At 63.6% G+C, this 18,261-nt stretch carries 15 protein-coding genes and 1 pseudogene; 9 read left to right on the forward strand and 7 right to left on the reverse strand.

What is annotated here, in order from left to right; all coding sequences use genetic code 11:
• Positions 1 to 12: 12 nt before the first annotated feature.
• Together FJ978_RS28915 and FJ978_RS28920 are read left to right on the forward strand one after the other, a co-directional pair.
• Positions 13 to 1,182: a DUF1972 domain-containing protein gene (locus FJ978_RS28915; RefSeq protein ID WP_140576075.1), complete on the forward strand. Its 1,170-nt coding sequence runs from the start codon at positions 13 to 15 to the stop codon at positions 1,180 to 1,182.
• Positions 1,179 to 2,450 (forward strand): cellulase family glycosylhydrolase, encoded by a 1,272-nt coding sequence (locus FJ978_RS28920; RefSeq protein ID WP_140576077.1) that lies wholly within the window; start codon positions 1,179 to 1,181, stop codon positions 2,448 to 2,450. The genes FJ978_RS28915 and FJ978_RS28920 overlap by 4 nt, the downstream gene beginning before the upstream one ends.
• Before the next feature lie 199 nt (positions 2,451 to 2,649).
• Here the strand turns inward: FJ978_RS28920 and FJ978_RS28930 are convergent, their stop codons facing one another.
• Both FJ978_RS28930 and FJ978_RS28935 read right to left on the reverse strand, forming a co-directional pair.
• Complete coding sequence (locus FJ978_RS28930) at positions 2,650 to 3,981, reverse strand: VpsF family polysaccharide biosynthesis protein (protein ID WP_140576080.1); 1,332 nt, start codon at positions 3,979 to 3,981, stop codon at positions 2,650 to 2,652.
• A gap of 1 nt (position 3,982) precedes the next feature.
• Positions 3,983 to 6,112: a Wzz/FepE/Etk N-terminal domain-containing protein gene (locus FJ978_RS28935; protein ID WP_140576082.1), complete on the reverse strand. Its 2,130-nt coding sequence runs from the start codon at positions 6,110 to 6,112 to the stop codon at positions 3,983 to 3,985.
• Between the two features lie 281 nt (positions 6,113 to 6,393).
• On the opposite strand from FJ978_RS28935, the gene FJ978_RS28940 reads away from it, so the two are divergent.
• Entirely contained in the window at positions 6,394 to 7,896 is a 1,503-nt protein-coding gene (locus FJ978_RS28940; RefSeq protein WP_140576083.1) for a formyl transferase, read from the forward strand.
• A 92-nt stretch (positions 7,897 to 7,988) separates the two neighbouring features.
• Positions 7,989 to 9,197, forward strand: coding sequence for an NAD(P)/FAD-dependent oxidoreductase (locus FJ978_RS28945; RefSeq protein WP_181176879.1), 1,209 nt, complete (start codon positions 7,989 to 7,991; stop codon positions 9,195 to 9,197).
• A 359-nt stretch (positions 9,198 to 9,556) separates the two neighbouring features.
• On the opposite strand, the gene FJ978_RS28950 is transcribed toward FJ978_RS28945, so the two are convergent.
• Positions 9,557 to 10,411, reverse strand: coding sequence for a sugar phosphate isomerase/epimerase family protein (locus FJ978_RS28950; protein WP_140576085.1), 855 nt, complete (start codon positions 10,409 to 10,411; stop codon positions 9,557 to 9,559).
• A gap of 1 nt (position 10,412) precedes the next feature.
• Positions 10,413 to 11,462 (reverse strand): LacI family DNA-binding transcriptional regulator, encoded by a 1,050-nt coding sequence (locus FJ978_RS28955; protein ID WP_140576087.1) that lies wholly within the window; start codon positions 11,460 to 11,462, stop codon positions 10,413 to 10,415.
• A 135-nt stretch (positions 11,463 to 11,597) separates the two neighbouring features.
• Between FJ978_RS28955 and FJ978_RS28960 the strand changes: the two genes are divergently transcribed.
• The 3 genes from FJ978_RS28960 to FJ978_RS28970 all read left to right on the forward strand — a co-directional run bounded on the left by FJ978_RS28960 (position 11,598) and on the right by FJ978_RS28970 (position 15,011).
• Positions 11,598 to 12,629, forward strand: coding sequence for a hydroxyacid dehydrogenase (locus FJ978_RS28960; RefSeq protein WP_140576088.1), 1,032 nt, complete (start codon positions 11,598 to 11,600; stop codon positions 12,627 to 12,629).
• A gap of 934 nt (positions 12,630 to 13,563) precedes the next feature.
• Positions 13,564 to 14,307: a helix-turn-helix transcriptional regulator gene (locus FJ978_RS28965; protein ID WP_140576090.1), complete on the forward strand. Its 744-nt coding sequence runs from the start codon at positions 13,564 to 13,566 to the stop codon at positions 14,305 to 14,307.
• A 38-nt stretch (positions 14,308 to 14,345) separates the two neighbouring features.
• Complete coding sequence (locus FJ978_RS28970; protein WP_013894303.1) at positions 14,346 to 15,011, forward strand: GntR family transcriptional regulator; 666 nt, start codon at positions 14,346 to 14,348, stop codon at positions 15,009 to 15,011.
• A gap of 66 nt (positions 15,012 to 15,077) precedes the next feature.
• Here the strand turns inward: FJ978_RS28970 and FJ978_RS28975 are convergent, their stop codons facing one another.
• Positions 15,078 to 16,079, reverse strand: a complete 1,002-nt coding sequence (locus FJ978_RS28975; RefSeq protein WP_140576106.1) for an NADP-dependent oxidoreductase — start codon at positions 16,077 to 16,079, stop codon at positions 15,078 to 15,080.
• Positions 16,080 to 16,166: 87 nt separating this feature from the next.
• Positions 16,167 to 16,982 (reverse strand): oxidoreductase, encoded by an 816-nt coding sequence (locus FJ978_RS28980; protein WP_140576092.1) that lies wholly within the window; start codon positions 16,980 to 16,982, stop codon positions 16,167 to 16,169.
• A 107-nt stretch (positions 16,983 to 17,089) separates the two neighbouring features.
• On the opposite strand from FJ978_RS28980, the gene FJ978_RS28985 reads away from it, so the two are divergent.
• Complete coding sequence (locus FJ978_RS28985) at positions 17,090 to 17,677, forward strand: TetR/AcrR family transcriptional regulator (RefSeq protein WP_140576093.1); 588 nt, start codon at positions 17,090 to 17,092, stop codon at positions 17,675 to 17,677.
• Here the strand turns inward: FJ978_RS28985 and FJ978_RS28990 are convergent.
• A complete protein-coding gene (locus FJ978_RS28990) occupies positions 17,674 to 18,063 on the reverse strand; it encodes a hypothetical protein (RefSeq protein WP_023767955.1) in 390 nt (129 codons plus the stop codon). The genes FJ978_RS28985 and FJ978_RS28990 overlap by 4 nt on opposite strands.
• Before the next feature lie 87 nt (positions 18,064 to 18,150).
• On the opposite strand from FJ978_RS28990, the pseudogene FJ978_RS28995 reads away from it, so the two are divergent.
• Positions 18,151 to 18,261, forward strand: a pseudogene (locus FJ978_RS28995) (IS5/IS1182 family transposase); the annotation flags it as partial.

Below are 18,261 nucleotides of genomic sequence, written 5' to 3' on the forward strand. Positions count from 1 at the left end.
GCGCCAACAGCCATGAAATCGGAAAAGCCTTCCATCCTGATCCTGGGGACCCGCGGCATCCCCGCGGCCCATGGCGGCTTTGAAACCTTCGCCGAGAAGCTAGCGCTTTTTCTTGCCGGGCGCGGCTGGAAGGTCGGCGTCTACTGCCAGGAGGAGGTCGAGCGGGTCGACCGGAGGGTGCGCACCGAAACCTGGCGCGGCATCGAACTCATTCACATCCAAGTCGCCTCGAAAGGACCGCGCGCGACGCTGGAATTCGATTGGCAATGCGTGCTCGACGCCGCCCGGCGGCCCGGCGTATGCCTGGTGCTCGGTTACAATGGCGCGGTCTTCCTGACCTGGCTCAGGTTGATGCGGCGCAAGATCATCACCAACATGGACGGCATCGAGTGGCGTCGCCCCAAATGGGGGCCGGCGGCGCGCGCATGGTTCTGGCTCAACGAATGGATCGGCGCCTGGGCCTCGCATCGCCTGGTCGCCGACCATCCCGTCATCGCCGACCATCTGGCGACGCGCCGGCCGCGCAGTGCCATCACCACCATCGCCTATGGCGCCGACCCGGTGACGGCGGCACCGGAGGCGCCGGTTCGTGCGCTCGGCCTCGAGCCCGGCAAATACCTGATCTCGATCGCGCGCATCGAGCCCGACAACAACATCCTGCCGATCGTCGAGGCCTTCTGCAGCCAAAAGCGCGACATGAAGCTGGTGGTGCTGGGCACGCTCTCCGACGAAATCGCCTATCATGTCGCCATCCGCAAGGCGGCGAACGCCTCGGTGGTCCTGCCGGGCGCCATCTACGACCAGGCGACGGTGAAAGCGCTGCGGTATCACGCCCGCGCCTACCTGCATGGCCACACGGTCGGCGGCACCAACCCTTCGCTGGTCGAGGCGCTGGCCGCCGGCAATATGGTGATCGCCCACGACAATCCGTACAACAGGTGGACCGCGGGTGCCGCCGCCATCTTCTTCAAGGATACGCAGAGCTGCGCCGAGCGGATGCAGCAGGCGCTGGAGGACGACGTCCTGGTCAAGGCCTGCGGTGAGGCAGCGAGGACGCGCGCCCGCGAAGCCTTCCGCTGGGACGATGTCCTGGTCGCCTACGAGAACGAAGCCTACCGGCTTCTCGGCGTAACCGCTGCCGAGAGGATCGCGATCGACCATCCCTCGGCCGGCGCGGTATGACGGGCTGGTCCCGACGGCGGGTTCTCAGGACGGCGCTGTCGCTGGCGCCGGCAGCAGTGGCGCTGGCACCGCTTTCGTCGGCAACGCCCGCCCTCGCCGCCAGTGGCGAATGGCGCTTTCGCCGTGGCGTCAACGCCTGGCCCTGGTTTGCGCTGACGCGTGAATTTCCGGCACCGCGCACCGACTATGCCTGGCCGCCGTTCCAGTCGCAGCGGCCGGTGCCGACACCAGAGGATCTTCGCCGGCTACGCAAGACCGGGCTCGATTTCATCCGCCTGCCCGTCGATCCCGGTCCGTTCCTGGCGGCTGACGCCGCCACGCGCGGCAAGTTGCTGGACATGCTCGACGCGGCCGTCACCGCCACGATCGACGCCGGTCTCGGCATAATCGTCAACGTCCAGGCCAATGGCACCACCCACTACTGGAACCCCGACCGCATGGTCTCCAGCACCGCCGCGCCCGCCTTCGATCTCTATCGCGCGCTGATCGGCGAGCTTGCCGGCAGGCTGGAGCGGTTCACGCCGGGCATGGTGGCGCTGGAGCCGGTCAACGAACCGCCGCAATCCTGCGATTCCAACGTCTGGTCGCAGATCCAGCTTTCCCTTCTGACGGCGGCCAGGGCATCGTCCGCGTCCTTGCCGATGGTCGTCACCGGCGGCTGCGGCTCGATGGTGAGCGGGCTGGCCGCGCTCGATCCCGAACCGCTGGTTCCCTTCGAGCCGATCCTGTTCACCTTTCATTTTTACGAGCCCTATCTGTTCAGCCACCAGGGCGCGCCGTGGATGCGCGAGCCCGTCTACCGCGCGCTGAACAATGTGCCATGGCCGGCCTCCGCCGGTTCGCTCGACGCGACTCTGGCCTCCGTCAGGGCACGCATGGCCAGGGATACCGAGACCTCCGAAGCGGACAAGAAAGCCGCCTATGCGGAAACCGAGCGCGTGCTGAAGGTCTATTTCGACGCCCGGCCCGACCGCTGGTTCATCGACAGATATCTCAGCCAGGCGCGCGACTGGGCCGACAGCCATGGCATTGCACCGGACCGTGTCGTCCTGGGCGAATTCGGCGCACTGCGCACCGACGCGCGTTATGTGGCAGCACCCAATCCCGATCGCGCCCGCTACATCGCAGATGTCAGGCAGAGTGCCGAGTCGTTCGGCTTCCCCTGGGCTTTCTGGGACCTCTTCGACGGCATGGGCATGATGGACGACACCACCCGCGCGCTCGACCCGGCGATGGTCGAGGCGCTTGGGTTGAGGATGCCAGAGTAGGCGTCTTTCTAAATACGGTTGAGTTCCTTGGCGCCCCCCTCTGTCCTGCCGGACATCTCCCCCTCAAGTGGGGAGATTGGCGGTTTTGGCGCCGGCTCGTTGCTTGCAACATAGGCGATTGGCGAAAGCCGGTGCAACATCCGATCTCCCCACTTGAGGGGGAGATGTCCGGCAGGACAGAGGGGGGCGCCGTAGGGCGCTACCTTCGCAACCCCGGTGCGCTCCGCCCCACCGCAACCCACGCCGGCCTGTACAGCACCAGCGCGATCGCCACGAATTTCGTCATGAGCGTTGTCTTGGACGCCAAGCTCTCGGAGGTGTTGAGCAGGATCAGCCAACCCAGCATCGGCAGCCAGATGCCGGGATGGCAGCGGCGTGCGACTTCGTGCATGAACAGGGTGAAGCCGAATAGCATCAGCAGGGTGAAGAAGGCGCCCTGGTAGAGGATCAGGCGGATGATCGGGTTCTCGATGCCCTGCTCGAGGCCGTTGATACGGCGCATGCTTTCGAGAAGATCGATATCGGGTCCCACGATGAGATCGCGCAGTTCCAGATGCTTGAAGAGCTCGAACATTTGGACGCGGGCATTGGCGCTGCCGCTGTCCGACACGAAGCGCTCGAGCAGTGCGTCGAAGAAGCCGTAGGAGAACAGCATGGCGAACACGACCGGCAGCAGCGAGGCAAGCATGACCGCGAGGGCAGCGCCGGGCAGGCTGATGCGTCCTCGCCGCAGGTAAGCCACGCCAGTGAAAAGCAAATAGATGGCGCCGAGAACAATCGTCGTCACCATCGCCGAACGCCCGCCGAACGCGACCAGCGCGGCGAATTGCAGCCCGACCAGCCCGAGCCGCATCGGCATCGACAGCGATCGTGAGCCCGAAAGCAGCGCCAGCACATAGATCGAGGTGATCGTGGCATTGGCCAGCGGATGCCCCTGGAGGGCGGTCGAGCGCAGGTCGGAAACGAACACCTCGCCGTCGAGCCGGTAGGGGAAGATCAGCGTCTTGGTCGCGAATTCGAACAGCGCCAGCAGTGCATTCGCCGTCATGACCGCATGAACGACCGTCTGCAGCCGGGCGAAGGTCCGTTCGTCGTTCTCGCTCAGCATCATCACCAGCAGCGCCGGTGTCACGAACGTATCGATCATGCCGGCCATGCCGGGGCGTTGCCTGACGATGACGATGATCAGCAAAAAGATCGAAATGACTGCCAGTAATGCGCTGGCCGGCCGCCTGTCGGCGACATGAATGGTGTAGCCGACCGGGTTGCCGAACGTGCATGAGCGCCAGACAAACGCCAGCACCAATACATAGGTGGACGGGTGGATCTTGGTCGCCGGATTGCCGATCAGGCCGTCGTAATTGTAGCCCACCAGCCATAGCATGCCGCCCGAGACGGCGAACAGCAACGCCACCGTCGCGACCAGTCCGAAGCGGGTCACCCAGTCCACGGAGCTGCCGGCGCGGGGCGCGGCGGCTTGACCAGCTTCTGTCCAGCTGGCTGCCGGGTTAGCGGCCCGGACGGCAGCCATGTCAGGCCGCCTCGTCGACCAGCATCGCGCCTGTCGGCAGCCGCCCCATGACGGAAATGGCCTGCGTGGCTGCCGTGACATCGCGCATCGGTGTCGAATTCAGCGTGGCGACGAGCAGGATCTCGTCGACCATGGACACCAGCGGCGAGGCGTTGAGATTGTCGGCCAGCGCGCCGCCATCGACGACGACGAGATCGAAGCTGCGGCTCGCCTGAGCCAGCATGTGCTGCGCGAAATAGACGCCCTGCGCCTCCTGGAAGACCGCGGTCGGCCGACCCCTGCCCAGCACCGCGACATTGCTGCCGGGCCTGTACTGGCTCAGCGCCTCGAAGGCGTATTCGCCGCGCAGCACATCGAGCAGGCCGGGTTGCGGGTCCTTCTGGCGGCTGCCGGCATTGACGTCGATGAACAGGACGCGGCTGCCCCGGGCGGCCGCTGCATTGGCCAGCAGGCGCGCCACCCTGCCGCGCTGTGCGGCGTCCTCGGGCGGTGACGTCACCAGGATCGATGGCACCAGCGGCCAGTTCGGCGGACGCCGGCCGGAAGAGAACATGCGCCGGAGCGCCAGCCCCGCGACCGCATCCATCTTCTGGCTGGCCGGGGCGGCCGCGCCGCCGAAAGGCCACCAGCGGCGGCCGCCCGACTTTGCCGGCAGCACGCCCAGCACTGGGGCTTCGATGGCCGATTGCATCTGGTTGCTGGAAAGCACCGTCGGCGAGGCATATTCCGCGATCAGCGCCAGGCCGGTGCCCAGGCCCAGGCCGCCGAAGATCGCGCCGACAAGCAACAGAGCGAGAGGTGGCCAGCTCTTCTTCAGGGCGGGCATGGCCTTGGAGATGATGCGCGCATTGGTGCTGTCGACATTGACCTGCTCGCGCGTTTCCTGCGCCCGCTGCAGATAGGTGGCGTAGACGGAGCGCAGCGCCTCGAGATCGCGCTGCAATTCGCGCAGCTTGACCGAGGCCTGGTCGGTATCGAGCGACTTGCTCTTCATGCCGGCGACCTTGGCTTCGAGCGCCTGCTGGTTGGCCAGCGCCCGCTCGTAGTCGGTCTCGGCGGCGGCGCTGATGCGGCCGAGTTCACGCGCGATGAGCGCACGCGTATCGCGCAGCTGCTGCTGCGCCGCGATCATCGAAGGGTGGCGTGGCCCGAGTTCCGTGCCGAGCTGCGAAACCTGGTCGACAAGCGTTGCCTCCTGCGCCCGCAGGCTCGAAATCACCGAGGAACGCATCGCCTCGGAGGTTGCCTCCGGCGCACCGCCGGACCTGCGCAGTTGGTCGACCTGCGCCTTCAGCGTCGCGGTGCGGCTCTGCGCCGCCGAAAGCTGCGTGTTGATCTCGGTCAGTTCCTGGTCGCTGACCAGATTGCCCGCCGCCATCACCATGTTGTTGGCGGACTTGTAAGCCTCGACGGCGTTCTCGGCCTGCTGGACCCGCTTGCGCTGTTCTTCCAGCCGCGCGCCGATGGAATCGGAAGCATCCGTGGCCATCTTCGCGCGCGCGGCGGCCTGATCGGCCAGGTAGGCCTGCGCGATGGCATTGGCGAGCTTTGCCGCCTTGTCGGCGCTCTTGGCCGTGACGATCACGTCGAGGACCAGCACTTTGTCGGCCCGCTTCACCGCCAGCACCCGGCGCAGCGCATCGAGCGTCTTCCCCGTCTTATCGGTTTCGGCCGATCCTGAACCTAGCAAGCCGCCGAGCAAACGGCTCAGTAACCCGCCCTGCCCGTTAAATTCGGGATCCTCGGTCAGGTTGGTCGCCTGGATGGCCCTGAGCAACACGCCCGTCGATTGGACGACGCTGACCTGGCTTTCCACGATCGTGATGCCGCCGTCAGGGGGGACACGGCTCGGATTGACGTCGTTGTTGACCACCTGCAGGTCTTGCGGATCGATGATGATTTCCGCCACCGAGCTATAGAGCGCTGGCGTGAACAACCCATAGAGCAGCGTCACGAGGGTGAGCAGCGCGGCGGTCGCCAGGATAAGGAAACGGCGGCGCACCAATATGCGCTTCACGTCACCGAGTTCGACGGTCGAGGGTGCATAAGACACCGCCGGCAATGCCTCCGGAGCGTATTGCATCACCTCGGGAGCGTGTTGTTGCGGCATCGAGAGCAGGGATGATTGCAAGGGTCGCTCCGACAACACTCCATCTGCCTGCAAAGATCAAATTGCGGCGTGGTTCTAGCTATTCCTCCAACTGTTAAAACACTGTTAATTATATTGGGAAGTCTTAAGATTTTTGGCACGAAGTTTGCGTAGTAAAGGCATGGGTGTGTTGACACGGCGCGGGCGAGCGGGAAGCGAATGGAAATGGGGCAGATTTTCACCCGACCCCGCCCGTCCGGCAATTTCTCATGCCCAATTTTCGATCAGCCAGATACCGAACGTCAGAATGCTAGGGGTGCGACATGCAGGTGAGCCTGCGCCTGGACAGCGAGGGCCTGCGTGCCTTTCACCTGAACCTGCTGCAGCGCCTGGCGGCGCTGGCGCAGGTTTCCGTCGACGTCAGGCCAGCCGAAGGCGGCATTCCAGGCAGCGCCGCGGCGCTGTTTCAGCTTGAGACGGCCATTCATGGCCTGCCCGCCAACGGGCTGGCCAAACGCTTGCCGCTTTCGGCGCTCGCGCCCTACCAGGCGACGCAGCCCTCCGCGTCACCGGACCTGGTGATCGACCTTTGTGGTGACGTGCAGCTGGAAGGAACACGGGTCTGGCGCGTCACCTATGATAGCGTTGCCGGCGAAGCCGCGCTACTGGCGCTGATCCTCGACGGCCGCACGCCGATTGCCCGCATCGAGGAGAATGACACCACTATCGCCGAAGGACGCCTCGGCACCGAATATGGCGGCATTGTGCTTGCTTCATTCCAGGACATGCTGGCGCGCACGGCAAGCCTGATCCTGGCACCAATAACGGGGGCGGCGCGGGCCGCCTTGCCAGTACTGCCCGAGCCAGCGCAGGCTGGCGTCCCGCCGCAAATACCCTCCACCGCCAAGCTCGGCGTCAGGGCGGGCAAGGCGCTGGCGCGGCGCATCGTCCAGAAGATCTACCACCTCTGCTACAACGCCCCGCACTGGAAGGTCGGCTGGCGCGAGACCGGGGGGCGGGATCTGTTCGACCTGCGCGCGCATCCGGCAACCGGCTGGCAAGTGCTGCCCGACGACGGCAGCCGCTTCTACGCCGATCCGTTCCCGATCCTTTACCAGGGAAAGGTGACCCTGTTCGTCGAGGACTATATCCATCGTCTCGGCAAGGCCATCATCTCCGCCGTGCCGTTCGGCCCGTCAGGCCCGGTTGGCCGACCGGAGCCCGTGCTCGACCTGCCCTACCACCTCTCCTACCCCTTCGTCTTCGAGCGCGACGGCGAGGTCTGGATGGTGCCGGAAAGCTGCGCCAACCGCACTGTCGATCTCTACCGCGCCACCGCCTTCCCAGGCGGATGGGTCAAGGAAGCGACACTGCTGTCGGACATCGTGGCCAGCGACGCCACCCTGGTCGAGCATGGCGGGCGCTGGTGGCTGTTCGCCACCGTCCGCGATGGCGGCGGCGCCTTCTCCGACGCGCTGCATCTATGGTCGGCGCCCGATTTTCGCGGGCCGTGGACACCGCACCCCAAGAACCCGGTGCTGATCGATATCGCCTCGGCGCGGCCGGCGGGCCGCATGGTCAAACGCGGCAACGACCTGCTGCGCCCCGTGCAGGACTGCCGCAGGAGTTATGGCGCGGCCCTTGGCATCGCACGCGTCGCTCACCTCGATTTGAACGGCATGGAGCAGGTTGTCGAGACGATCTTAACCCCTGGAGCGCTATGGAGTGGCCGCAAGTTGCACACGCTCAACGAGGCGGGCGGCCTGGAATTCATCGATGGCTCGGCGATCGCGCCGCGCTGGAAACAAGGAGGCGGCCGTCATTGACCTGAACATTGTTACTACCAGCCACTCCGCTGGTTGCTTGAGGTTGATTTGGCTCGGCAAGATATTTCCACCACAGATTGTGGATACGAAAGATGACCAGCGGAAAGGGCAGTGAAATGACGATCGCCGAAGCTGACGCGGCCGAAGTCGACGTGGCGATCGTAGGCGCCGGAATGGCCGGCACCAGCCTGGCAATGCTGTTGGGAAAAGCCGGACGCAAGGTGGCGCTGATCGATCCGCACCGCGTTCATCACGATGAGTTCCGGGCCGAGAAGATTGGCGCGGATCAGATGCAGCTGTTCGAGAAGCTCGGCCTCGACAAGACCGTCATGCCGCTCGTCACCCCGTTTTCCGATCTTTATGTCTTCCGGCTCGGCCAATTCTTCGCACGTGAAAAGAAGTGGGAATACGCATTTTCCTATGGCTCGCTGATCAACGGCCTGCGTGATGCCTTGCCGCCGCAAGTGCCATTGACGGTTGGTAAGGTAACCGAGGTCTCGACCGGACCGGACCGGCAGCGGCTTGTGCTGGCCGACGGCTCCGTCATCAATGCCCGCCTGCTGGTGGTGGCCACCGGCTACAGCGAAGCGGTGCGGCGCGCCATCGGCGTGGAACGCATCGAGGAATCGAAGGCGCATTCGCTCTCGATGGGATTCGACCTCGCCATCTCGCCGCGTGATTGCGCCTATCAGGCCATCACCTGCTACGGCAGGCGCGCCGAGGACCGTGTCGCCTATCTCACCATCTTTCCGATCGGCAACAAGATGCGGGCGAACATGTTCGTCTATCGCACCGTCGCCGAACAATGGACGAGGGATTTTCGCGCCGATCCGCAGAAGATGCTGTGCGAACTGATGCCCGAAATATCGGCGCAGTGCGGCAACTTCGAGGTGGCAAGCCCCGTCGAAGTCAGGCAGATCAATCTGAGCACGACGCAAGGCCACCGCCGCGACGGGGTCGTCTTCATCGGCGATGCGTTCTGGACGACATGCCCGACGCCGGGCGTCGGCATCGGGCGGGTCATGGTCGATGTCGATCAGCTCCATTCGGTCCACATTCCGCGCTGGCTGGAAACACCAGGCATGGCGGCTGACAAGATCGACGCTTTCTATGACGACCCGGTCAAGGTGGCTTCAGATGTGGCCGGCATGCGTGTAAGCGTCTACGCCAAGCGGATCACCACCGAAACCGGGCTGGAATGGCGCGTCCGGCGCCTGCGCAACAACACCGCGCGCCAGCTGATGATCATCGGCCGCAAGGTGCGCCATCTGGGATCACGGCGGCAGCCCGGCATGGCGTGAGCGGCTCCTGTCTCGCAGTAAAAGGCAGCGAGGTGTCTTTCCTTCTCCCGTCCCTACGGAGCTCCCCTTGGTGTCTCAGGATGCGTCACGCCATCACCAAAAGCAAAAGGCGCGATCGACCGATCGCGCCTCGCATTTCGAAAGGCCAATGCGCCAAGCCGCTCAGGACGGCTGCTTCGAACCTGGAGACAGGGTTGACTGGGCTATGACGGCCGAAAGCCGTTCACGTTTCTGCCAGCTTGGCTTCTCGTATTTCTTCATCCGATAATGCCCTCCGCGTTGAACACCGCGCCAGAAGAACCGCTTCGCCACGTCGTGTCAATCGTGTCAGGATAGACTCACAGCTTCGATCGATGACCTCACCCCAGCTGCAGTCCCGCCTTCCTCGCTTCCTCGCGCAGGAATGGCAGCCCTACACCAATCACATCGTCGGGATTTTCCGCCACCGGCCGCCACACGGCGAGCCCGCCGGCAATGTCGACATCGACATGGTTCATGCTTTCGAGTGTGATGGCGCCGCTATAGCCAATGTCCGATATGGCCTTCATGCAGGCCGCCCAATTGAGCATGCCGCGCCCCGGCACGCCGCGATTGGCTTCCGAGACATGGACATAGCCGAGATACGGCGCCGCCGCCCGGAAGCCGGCCTCGAAACTCTCCTCCTCGATATGCATGTGATAGGTGTCGAGATGGATGAAGATGTTGTCGGCGCCGACGCGCTCGATAATCCGCGCCGCGTCGATGCCGCGGTTGATCAGATGCGTCTCGTAACGGTTGCAGGGCTCGATGCCGAGCTTCAGCCCATACGCCTTGGCGGCCTCGGCCGCGCGGACCAGGAACCGGCACATGCCGTCGATCTCTCCCGCCGTTGGCGCGCGGCCCGTGGTCTTGCCGATCGTGCCATAGGTGACGCCGCCAAGTGCTCCACTGCCCACTGCTTCGCAGACCGAGAAGGCCGGCTCGAGGAAGGCCAGCGCCTCGTCCGGCCGTGCAACCACGTCGAGTGAAGCCGGCAGGCCAAGCGACGGAATAAGCTCGACATTCCAACGCTCGGCGAAAGCGCGCGTGCGCAGAGTATCGATCTCTTCAGGGCGCAGCAGCGGGATTTCCAAAAGGCCGATGCCGAGCCCCTTCAGCCGCTCCATCTGCGGCTCGATCAAATCCAGGTCCCAGACCGGCGCAATGGCAAATGTGTGCAGTCCAAAAACGTTCATCTCAACCTCCCCCGGAATGCGGGACGTTACCTGGCGAGCCAACGGATTCCCGCATCAAGACCCGGCAAGGCTCGAGCCGCGCCGTCGGCGGCCCCTCCTTGCCTTCAATCCTGGCGAACAGCGCATCCATCGCATGGCCGGCGATCTGGCGCACCGGCTGCACCACGGCGGCGATGGCCGGCCATGTCACCTGCATCCATTCGGCGTCGTCGAAGCCGATCAGCGAAATGTCGTTGGGGCAATGCCAGCCACGCCGGCGGAATTCGGACAGCGCAACCAGCGTGCCCTTGAGGAACAGCGAGTACACGGCTGTCGGGCGTTCGCCTTTTGCAAAATAGTCGCGCAATTGTGCCCGCAGCGGTTCGACATCCGTTTCGGCGTGCACGACATCGATGCGCACATCCGGCGCCAGTTTGAGCGCCGTGGCGCGAAAGCCGTCGAGGCGCGCGCGCACCGTCGCCGCCTGTTCGCCGAGGCCGACCACCAGTATGTGACGATGACCCTTGCCGAGAAGGTCGCGCGCCACCTCGGCACTGGCCGCGGCACTATCGGCGGAGACCGTATCGAAGGCGTCGTCGGAGAACACACGGTCGATCAGCACGCCGGTCATGCCGTTGGCCTTCATGAACGCGGCCGCCGGGCCATGCTCGCTGCGCACCGGCGCCAGCACGACGCCGGCGACCCGCCAGTCATGCATGCGGGCGAGAATTTCCGTTTCGCGCGCCTCGGATTCGCGGCTCGACGCCGCCACCAACGTGTAGCCGCGCTGCTCTGCCAGGCTTTCCAGTTGGGTGACCATCTGGCCGAAGAATTCGCTTTCGAATTCAGGCATGATGGCGCCGATGATGCGGCGCTTGGCCCGGCGCATGTCGGAGGCCAGCGGATCGACGCGGTAGCCCAGTTGCTCGACGGCATCGAAGACACGCTGCGCATTTTCCGGCTTCACCGTGGTGACGCCGGCCATGACCTTGGAAACGGTGGCCGCGGACACACCGGCGCGGCTTGCCACGTCGTGGATCGACGGACGCCGCTGCTGGGCCTGCCTGTACACCGTTATCCTCCTCCAGGCCCCGCATTTACCTGCTTTCGAAATAAATAAATCGATTTTTCGCAGTTGTAAATCGTTTCACTGGCGGTATTTTGCTCGCCGAGAAACGCGATGAGGATCGCGTCGGGAGGAATCGTCATGCCGAACAAAGATTTGCCGCTGGTCATCAGCGCGCCGGAACCACGCACGCTCGAGCTGATCTTCACGCCGCGGCAGTTGGCACGTCTCAAGGCGAACTACCGCGTCGTCGAGACGACCGCCGACGGTGTCGCCAAACTGCCGGCCGATGTTTTGGCCGGGGCATGCTACATAATCGGCCAGCCGCCGATCTCGCCCGAGACGCTGGACGCCATGAAGGCGCTGCGCTGCGTCTTCAATGTCGAGACCAACCTCATCAACAACATGCCCTACGAGACGCTGTTTGCCCGCGGCATCCATGTCGTCACCACCGGTCTCGTCTTTGCCGAGCCGGTGGCCGAGCTTGGCCTTGCCATGGCGCTCAACCTTGCCCGCAACATCGTCGATGCCGACCTCGCCTTCCGGCAGGGCAAGGAGCTATGGGGCGGCGACGGCAACCTGACGGCGCGGCTGCTTTCAGGCGCCGATGTCGGCATCATCGGCTTCGGCGATCTCGGCCGCGCGTTGAACCGCCTGCTGTCGGGTTTTCGTACCCGCACCAAAGTGTTCGATCCCTGGCTGCCGCCGTCGATCCTGATCGACAACGGCGTCGAGCCGGCCTCGCTCGACGACGTACTGTCGCAGAGCGACTTCGTCTTCGTCGTCGCCTCGGTGACCACCGAGAACCAGGGCTTTCTGGGCAGCCAGGCCTTCGCCAGCATGCGCAAGGGCGCCGCCTTCATCCTGCTCAGCCGCGCTGGCGTGGTCGACTTCCCCGCGCTGATGGCGGCGGTCAAGAGCGGCCACATCGTCGCCGCCAGCGATGTCTTCCCCGAGGAACCACTGGCGCAGGACCATCCCGTCCGCGCCATCCCCGGCTTCCTGCGCTCCGCCCACCGCGCCGGCGCGCTTGACATCGCCTTCAAGCGCATGGGCGACATGGTGCTGGAGGACATGGACCTGATCGACCGCGGCCTGCCGCCGCTGCGCTCCAAGCGCGCCGAGCGCGAGACGGTGTCGAGGATGCGCTCGAAGCCGGCGGACAGGAACTAGGCCAAGACGCGGCAAGCAGACCGACGAGAACGAGATCACGGCCGCGACCACCGGCTTTGCGGCTGCTGTGCGTGATTTTAGCATCAGCAAGAACTGAAATTCCAACGAGTGCGGGCTGCAGCAGGCGAAACATTTGACATCGGTCCTTTCCTTGGCGTCAAGTCCAGTCGGCAAACTTGGGCAAGGGGAACGAAAATGAAGAAAAACTATGCAAAGCCGACGCTTCTGAAGCGCCAAAAACTGTCCTCGGTGACGGCGCTTGTCTGTCCGATCTCCCAGTGCGGAGACTGACCTGCGCGCGCGGCCCGGATCGCGACAAGGTATCGAGTTTCACGCCGAGATGCCCTGCCGCTGGAACCTTTATCCGGCCTTTGCGTTTTTCAGTCGGATCGTCTCCCATTCGATCCGTCACTCCTCCAATCAACACCCCGCCAGGCTTCGCCTGGCGGGCGTCTCTTTATTTTAGAGGCAACTTGACAACAACCGGACGCGGGGGCTTACGTCAGGCGTATCGGGGCATGGGGGAGTCAAATGAAAAAGACCTACCAGAGGCCGCTTCTGGTGAAGCGCGACAGGCTGTCGGCGGTCACCGCGGTCGCCTGTCCGATCTCGGTATGCCCGCACTGAATCGAAGACTTGGCGATCGAAGACTGGCACTGGCCGGCTGTAGAAAACCCGTTTCCGCGAGGTAGCAGGCTTCTGATGGAACGATCGTCCCGCTGCGCGGTTCTTTAAAAACAGCCGGGCGAAGGCGAGCCCGGTCTACTCCAGAAGGCCCGCCACGAGTCGCGTCGGTGGCGGGCCTTTCGTATTGGCCCGCCCGTCGTGCGGTATTGGTCGAAGGTCCCCATTCGCGGCAGCACGATCTTGTGCGAGATTGAGGAAATATAAGCAACTTCTGAATAATCGTTCGGACGTCTGTCGGGGCGGTGTCGTGCCAATCCGCAAGAATCTTGCCGCAAATCTCAGACGCTTGGTCAGCGGCCATGCGTCGGTGAGCGCTGTATGCCGCGGATTGAACATGAACCGCTCGCAGTTCGAGCGCTACCTGCAAGGCAAGAGCGTGCCCAACCGGGCCACGGCGCGACTGATCTGCGACTATTTCCGCATCGAGGAGGATGAACTGTACCGGGCGCCGGACGTTGCAACGCCCGGACATCCTGCCCTGCCGCCGCTCCACCAGAAGCTCTACGAGAACATGGTGCAAGGCCCTTCTCCCGCCATCGCAGGCGGCACCTACTTCACCTATTTTTCGGTTCCCGACCGTCCCGACCTTCTGATGCGGTCGGTCACCTTCGTGCGGCGCGAGGCCGAGCTGGTGACCTTCAGGCGCGTGACCCGGTGGGCCGAAGGCCATCGCCAGGGCGGAGCGCGGGCGCCGGGCTGGCACTATGGCGTGGCGATCTCGCGCCTGAACTGGATCTATTTCGCCGGCATCAACCGCCGCCAGACCGGCGAACCGTCGATCGTGGCCGTTCAGTGGGCGCCCTTCTCTGAACCGGTCCTGGTCGGCAACGCCTTCATTCTGACTGCGGCGGGGCCGGTCTGCGTGCCGGTCATCATGCGCCAGCAGGTTGGCAGGATCAGCCTGAGGCAGGCGCTGCAGATGTCCAGAATGGTCAGCCTCGATGACCCAGGCGTCGACCAGCTTGTGGTAAGCCTTGTGCGTGAGCGCTAGAGTAGCATTGCTGGCCAATGAGAACACAAGGGTTCGCGATGCTCAACGCCTTCGACTATGGCGGCAAGGAAGCCGATACAGTGCATGCGCTGGAGGAGGACATCATCTTCGGCCGGCTGGCGCCGGGCGAGCGGCTGGTCGAGGACGTGCTGCTCGCCCGTTTCCCTGTGTCTCGCCACACCATCCGCCAGGCGCTTTACCAGCTGGAAAAACTCGGCATCGTCACGCGTGAGCGCAACAAGGGCGCCATGGTGCGCAGGCTTTCACCCGACGAGGTGCGACAGATCTACGAGGTGCGCGAAATGCTGCAGCGCCAGGCCGCGCTGATGATCCGCTTGCCGGCCAGCGATGCGCTGATCGCGGAGCTGATGGAGATCCATGAGATCTATGGCGGCCATATCGATAACGGCTATCTGCGCGGCATCCACGAGGCCAATGACCGCTTCCACCTCACCATGTTCTCGGCCTGCGGCAACGCCTATCTCGTCTCCTCGATCGAGCACTACATGCGCCTCAGCCTGCCGGTGCGAGCCAATTCGCTGGCCGACAGGGAAAAGCTGGACATCTCGCGAAAACACCACTGGATGATGATCGAGGCGATGAAGCGCCGGGACAATTGGGTGCTGGCGCAGCTCTGCGTCGACCATCTGCAGCCGAGCAAGACGTTTTATCTCCAGGAGATCGAGACCGCGCCGGCCGGCTGAAGCAACGCTTTCGTGCCCGCAACTGCGCAAAGACAAGGAGGCAGAGCGGTTCGCCGAACACTCTCTTTATCTGATCTTGACGACGACCTTGCCCTTGGCACGCCCGGTTTCGACATAGGCCAATGCCTCGTTGGTGTTCTCGAACGGAAAAGTCCGGTCCATGACGGGCCGTATGATGCCGGATTCGATGAGCGACGTGATCTTGCCCAGCTGATCGCCCTGTGCCCACATGAACAGGAACGAATACCCGACACCAGCGCGCCTGGCCTTCCTGCGTATGCCGCGGCTCAGCAGGCGCAGGACCAGCTTCAGGACCATGTTCAACCCCTGCTTGCTGGCAAATCCGGGATCCGGCGGACCGGAAATGGAGATGAGTTTGCCGCCCGGCTTCAGCACATGCAGGGATTTTTCGAGCGTCTTGGCGTCCTGGCTGTTCAGGACGACGTCGTAGCCTTGCAGGACGTTCTCGAAATCGTCTTTCTTGTAGTCGATGACGATATCGGCTCCGAGGCCTTTCACCAGATCGGTACTCGCCGCGCTCGCTGTCGTCGCGACGATCGCACCGAGATGCTTTGCAAGCTGGATGGCGAAGGTTCCCACGCCACCGGAACCGGCCTGGATAAACACTTTCTGGCCTTTCTTCAGCCCGGCTGTTTCGACCAGAACCTGCCAGGCGGTCAGGCCCACGAGCGGAATCGAGGCAGCTTCTTCCATGCTGAGGTTTTTAGGCTTCAGCGCCACGTCGGCTTCATCCATCGCGATAAATTCGGCGAATGCGCCGATCCGGCCGTCGCGCGGCCGGGCATAGATCTCGTCACCGGGCTTGAATTTGCGGACTTTCGATCCGACCCGAACGACGATCCCGGCCACATCATGGCCCAGGATGAAGGGCGGGCGATAGGGCAAAATCAGCTTGAACTCACCATCCCGGAGCTTGGAATCGAGAAGGTTTATACCGGCGGCGTGAATTTCGACCAGGACATCATTGTCCCGCAACGCGGGCTCCGGCATTTCGGCGAGCCGCAGGGCACCCTTCTTTTGATACTTGTCGACAACAAAGGCTTTCATCATGTTTTCTTTCTAAAATGATTTCGATGGCCGGCGCGAAACAGACCGGGCTTGCGTGTCGCACATGCGTTAAGTCACTCGCTTCGTTCAGACAGGCAGGCGAAATTGCTTGCGCAAGATTTTGTCGAACATCGCGGCCGGCGCGAACCGGCGCAGCATGCTGACCTGTCGCGCTGCCTGGCCGGCGGTGTAGCGCCGCCGCGGATGCCTGTCGGTCGCGGCCCGCAGAACCACCTTCGCCACGATGTCCGGGGGATCCGCCTTGGGCATCACGTCGCGAAGCAATGCCTCGAGCCCTGCGCGCGCCTCATCATAGTCCTGCAGGACGGAATCGGGCTCGAATCCGTTCTGGTCGAACACGGTGCGCACGAATGCCGGTTCGATGACCGAAACGCGTATGTTGAAGGCGCGTACCTCGTGGTCGAGCGATTCCGAATAGCCTTCGAGCGCGTGCTTGACGGCTGAATAATGGGCCGAATACGGTGCCGGGACCAGTCCCAGGATCGAGCCGATATTGATGATGCGCCCTTCGCCCAGCCGGCGCATCGACGGCAGCACCGCGTGGGTCATGCGCATGACGCCGAACAGGTTGACGTCGAACAGGGCCTGCGACTGCGCGACAGAGGATTCTTCCGCGCCTCCCAGCAGCCCGACACCGGCATTGTTGACCAAGAGGTCTATCCGGCCGGTCTTGCCGAGGACAGTTGAGACCAGGGACGCGACAGACGCGTCGTCGGTCACGTCGCAAACCAGCATCGATATCCCGTTCGAACTCTGGCTGGACGCCTTGCGGCTGGTGCCGAAGACAGTGAAGCCAGCGCGTGCCAAAATCTCGGCGCTGGCACGGCCGATGCCTGAGGAGGCGCCGGTCACAACAGCGGTCTTTCCCGAATTCCGGTTCATTCTAAAGGCTCCAAACGTAAGAGGTCTTGCCTGTGATCGGCAATTGAATTATGATCGTAATATCACATTATGCTCATAATGCAATAGGAAAACGGGAAGGAACCATCATGCGCTATGACAAAGGCCGGAAGGATGCATCACGCAGCCGGATCATGGAGGTCGCTTCCCACCGCTTCCGAGGCGACGGCATCGCCGCGTCCGGATTGGCCAGCATCATGAGCGACGCCGGGATGACGAACGGCGCCTTCTATCCGCACTTCCAGTCCAAGGCCGACCTCGTGCGCGAGAGCGTGGCCTCGGCCCTGGAGGCTCAGTCGCAGCAATTGCAGGAGGTGCTTGCCTCTGGTGGCCTGGAACTGGCCCTGGCCTTGTATCTGTCGCCCGAGCACCGCGACCATCCGCAGACCGGCTGTGCTTCCGCCGCGCTATTACCGGAGATCGCGCGTCAGCCGCCCGAGACACGCGCTTTCTACACCGAAAGGCTGCTGACCCTGGTTCGCCAGTTGGCAAAGGACCTGCCACCGGGCATCCGTGATCCGGAAGGCGCGGCGCTGGGCGTCTTCGCCGCGCTCATCGGCGCCCTTCAATTGTCTCGCGCGGTGGAAGGAGCGGAATTGTCGGACCGCATTCTAGCGGCGGGAGCGGATGCCGCGCGCACGCTGACCCAGCCGCGGCAGAAGGTCGAAGCATCCTAGGCCGTAAACTCATTACCAGCGGGCGTTTGGAACGCCGCCCAGCGCAGTTGACGGAGGAAGGCTGTAAACTGATCGGGTGCGGCGTCAGCCGGCACGAGCCGATTCCATTGTCGGCGGGCGACTGCGGTGTCGATGTAGCGAAACTCGATTAGGCCGGAAAGCAGCGGCGAAATGCGAAGATAGGGTCCGGAATACGGAGATACATCGGTTTGTTGGACGCATAGATCGTGCATAGAGGTCCAGCCGAACAAGGCGGGCTTGAGCGGCCCTTCGGCGATCAGAATAGCAACTCGCTCTACTCCAGCAACCGCTGCGCGGAACGCATCATCCCCGATGCCTTGCTTTTGATGGAACGTCGCGACGATGTTGACCCAGGGCTCGCTCATGGACGGAGTCTGCGATGGGAGGTCAGTCCTGTCAAACAGTTGCGATTTTCTCTTTCGCAAGCCTCGAATATCTGATTCAGCGTCGGCATGAGCCGATATGATCTGACTGACTTCGAGTGGTGCGCGATCCAACCGCATCTGCCCAACAAGGTGCGCGGCGTGCCGCGTGTTGACGATCGGCGCGTCCTGAACGGCATC

Origin of the sequence: Mesorhizobium sp. B1-1-7 (assembly GCF_006442705.1) — a bacterium.
Taxonomy (GTDB): Bacteria; Pseudomonadota; Alphaproteobacteria; order Rhizobiales; family Rhizobiaceae; genus Mesorhizobium; species Mesorhizobium opportunistum.

Coding starts and splice junctions, on each gene's coding strand:
- FJ978_RS28915 (WP_140576075.1), top strand. CDS start 13: ATGAAATCGGAAAAGCCTTCCATCCTGATCCTGGGGACCCGCGGCATC.
- FJ978_RS28920 (WP_140576077.1), top strand. CDS start 1,179: ATGACGGGCTGGTCCCGACGGCGGGTTCTCAGGACGGCGCTGTCGCTG.
- FJ978_RS28930 (WP_140576080.1), bottom strand. CDS start 3,981: ATGGCTGCCGTCCGGGCCGCTAACCCGGCAGCCAGCTGGACAGAAGCT.
- FJ978_RS28940 (WP_140576083.1), top strand. CDS start 6,394: ATGCAGGTGAGCCTGCGCCTGGACAGCGAGGGCCTGCGTGCCTTTCAC.
- FJ978_RS28945 (WP_181176879.1), top strand. CDS start 7,989: ATGACCAGCGGAAAGGGCAGTGAAATGACGATCGCCGAAGCTGACGCG.
- FJ978_RS28950 (WP_140576085.1), bottom strand. CDS start 10,411: ATGAACGTTTTTGGACTGCACACATTTGCCATTGCGCCGGTCTGGGAC.
- FJ978_RS28960 (WP_140576088.1), top strand. CDS start 11,598: ATGCCGAACAAAGATTTGCCGCTGGTCATCAGCGCGCCGGAACCACGC.
- FJ978_RS28970 (WP_013894303.1), top strand. CDS start 14,346: ATGCTCAACGCCTTCGACTATGGCGGCAAGGAAGCCGATACAGTGCAT.
- FJ978_RS28975 (WP_140576106.1), bottom strand. CDS start 16,079: ATGAAAGCCTTTGTTGTCGACAAGTATCAAAAGAAGGGTGCCCTGCGG.
- FJ978_RS28980 (WP_140576092.1), bottom strand. CDS start 16,982: ATGAACCGGAATTCGGGAAAGACCGCTGTTGTGACCGGCGCCTCCTCA.
- FJ978_RS28985 (WP_140576093.1), top strand. CDS start 17,090: ATGCGCTATGACAAAGGCCGGAAGGATGCATCACGCAGCCGGATCATG.
- FJ978_RS28990 (WP_023767955.1), bottom strand. CDS start 18,063: ATGAGCGAGCCCTGGGTCAACATCGTCGCGACGTTCCATCAAAAGCAA.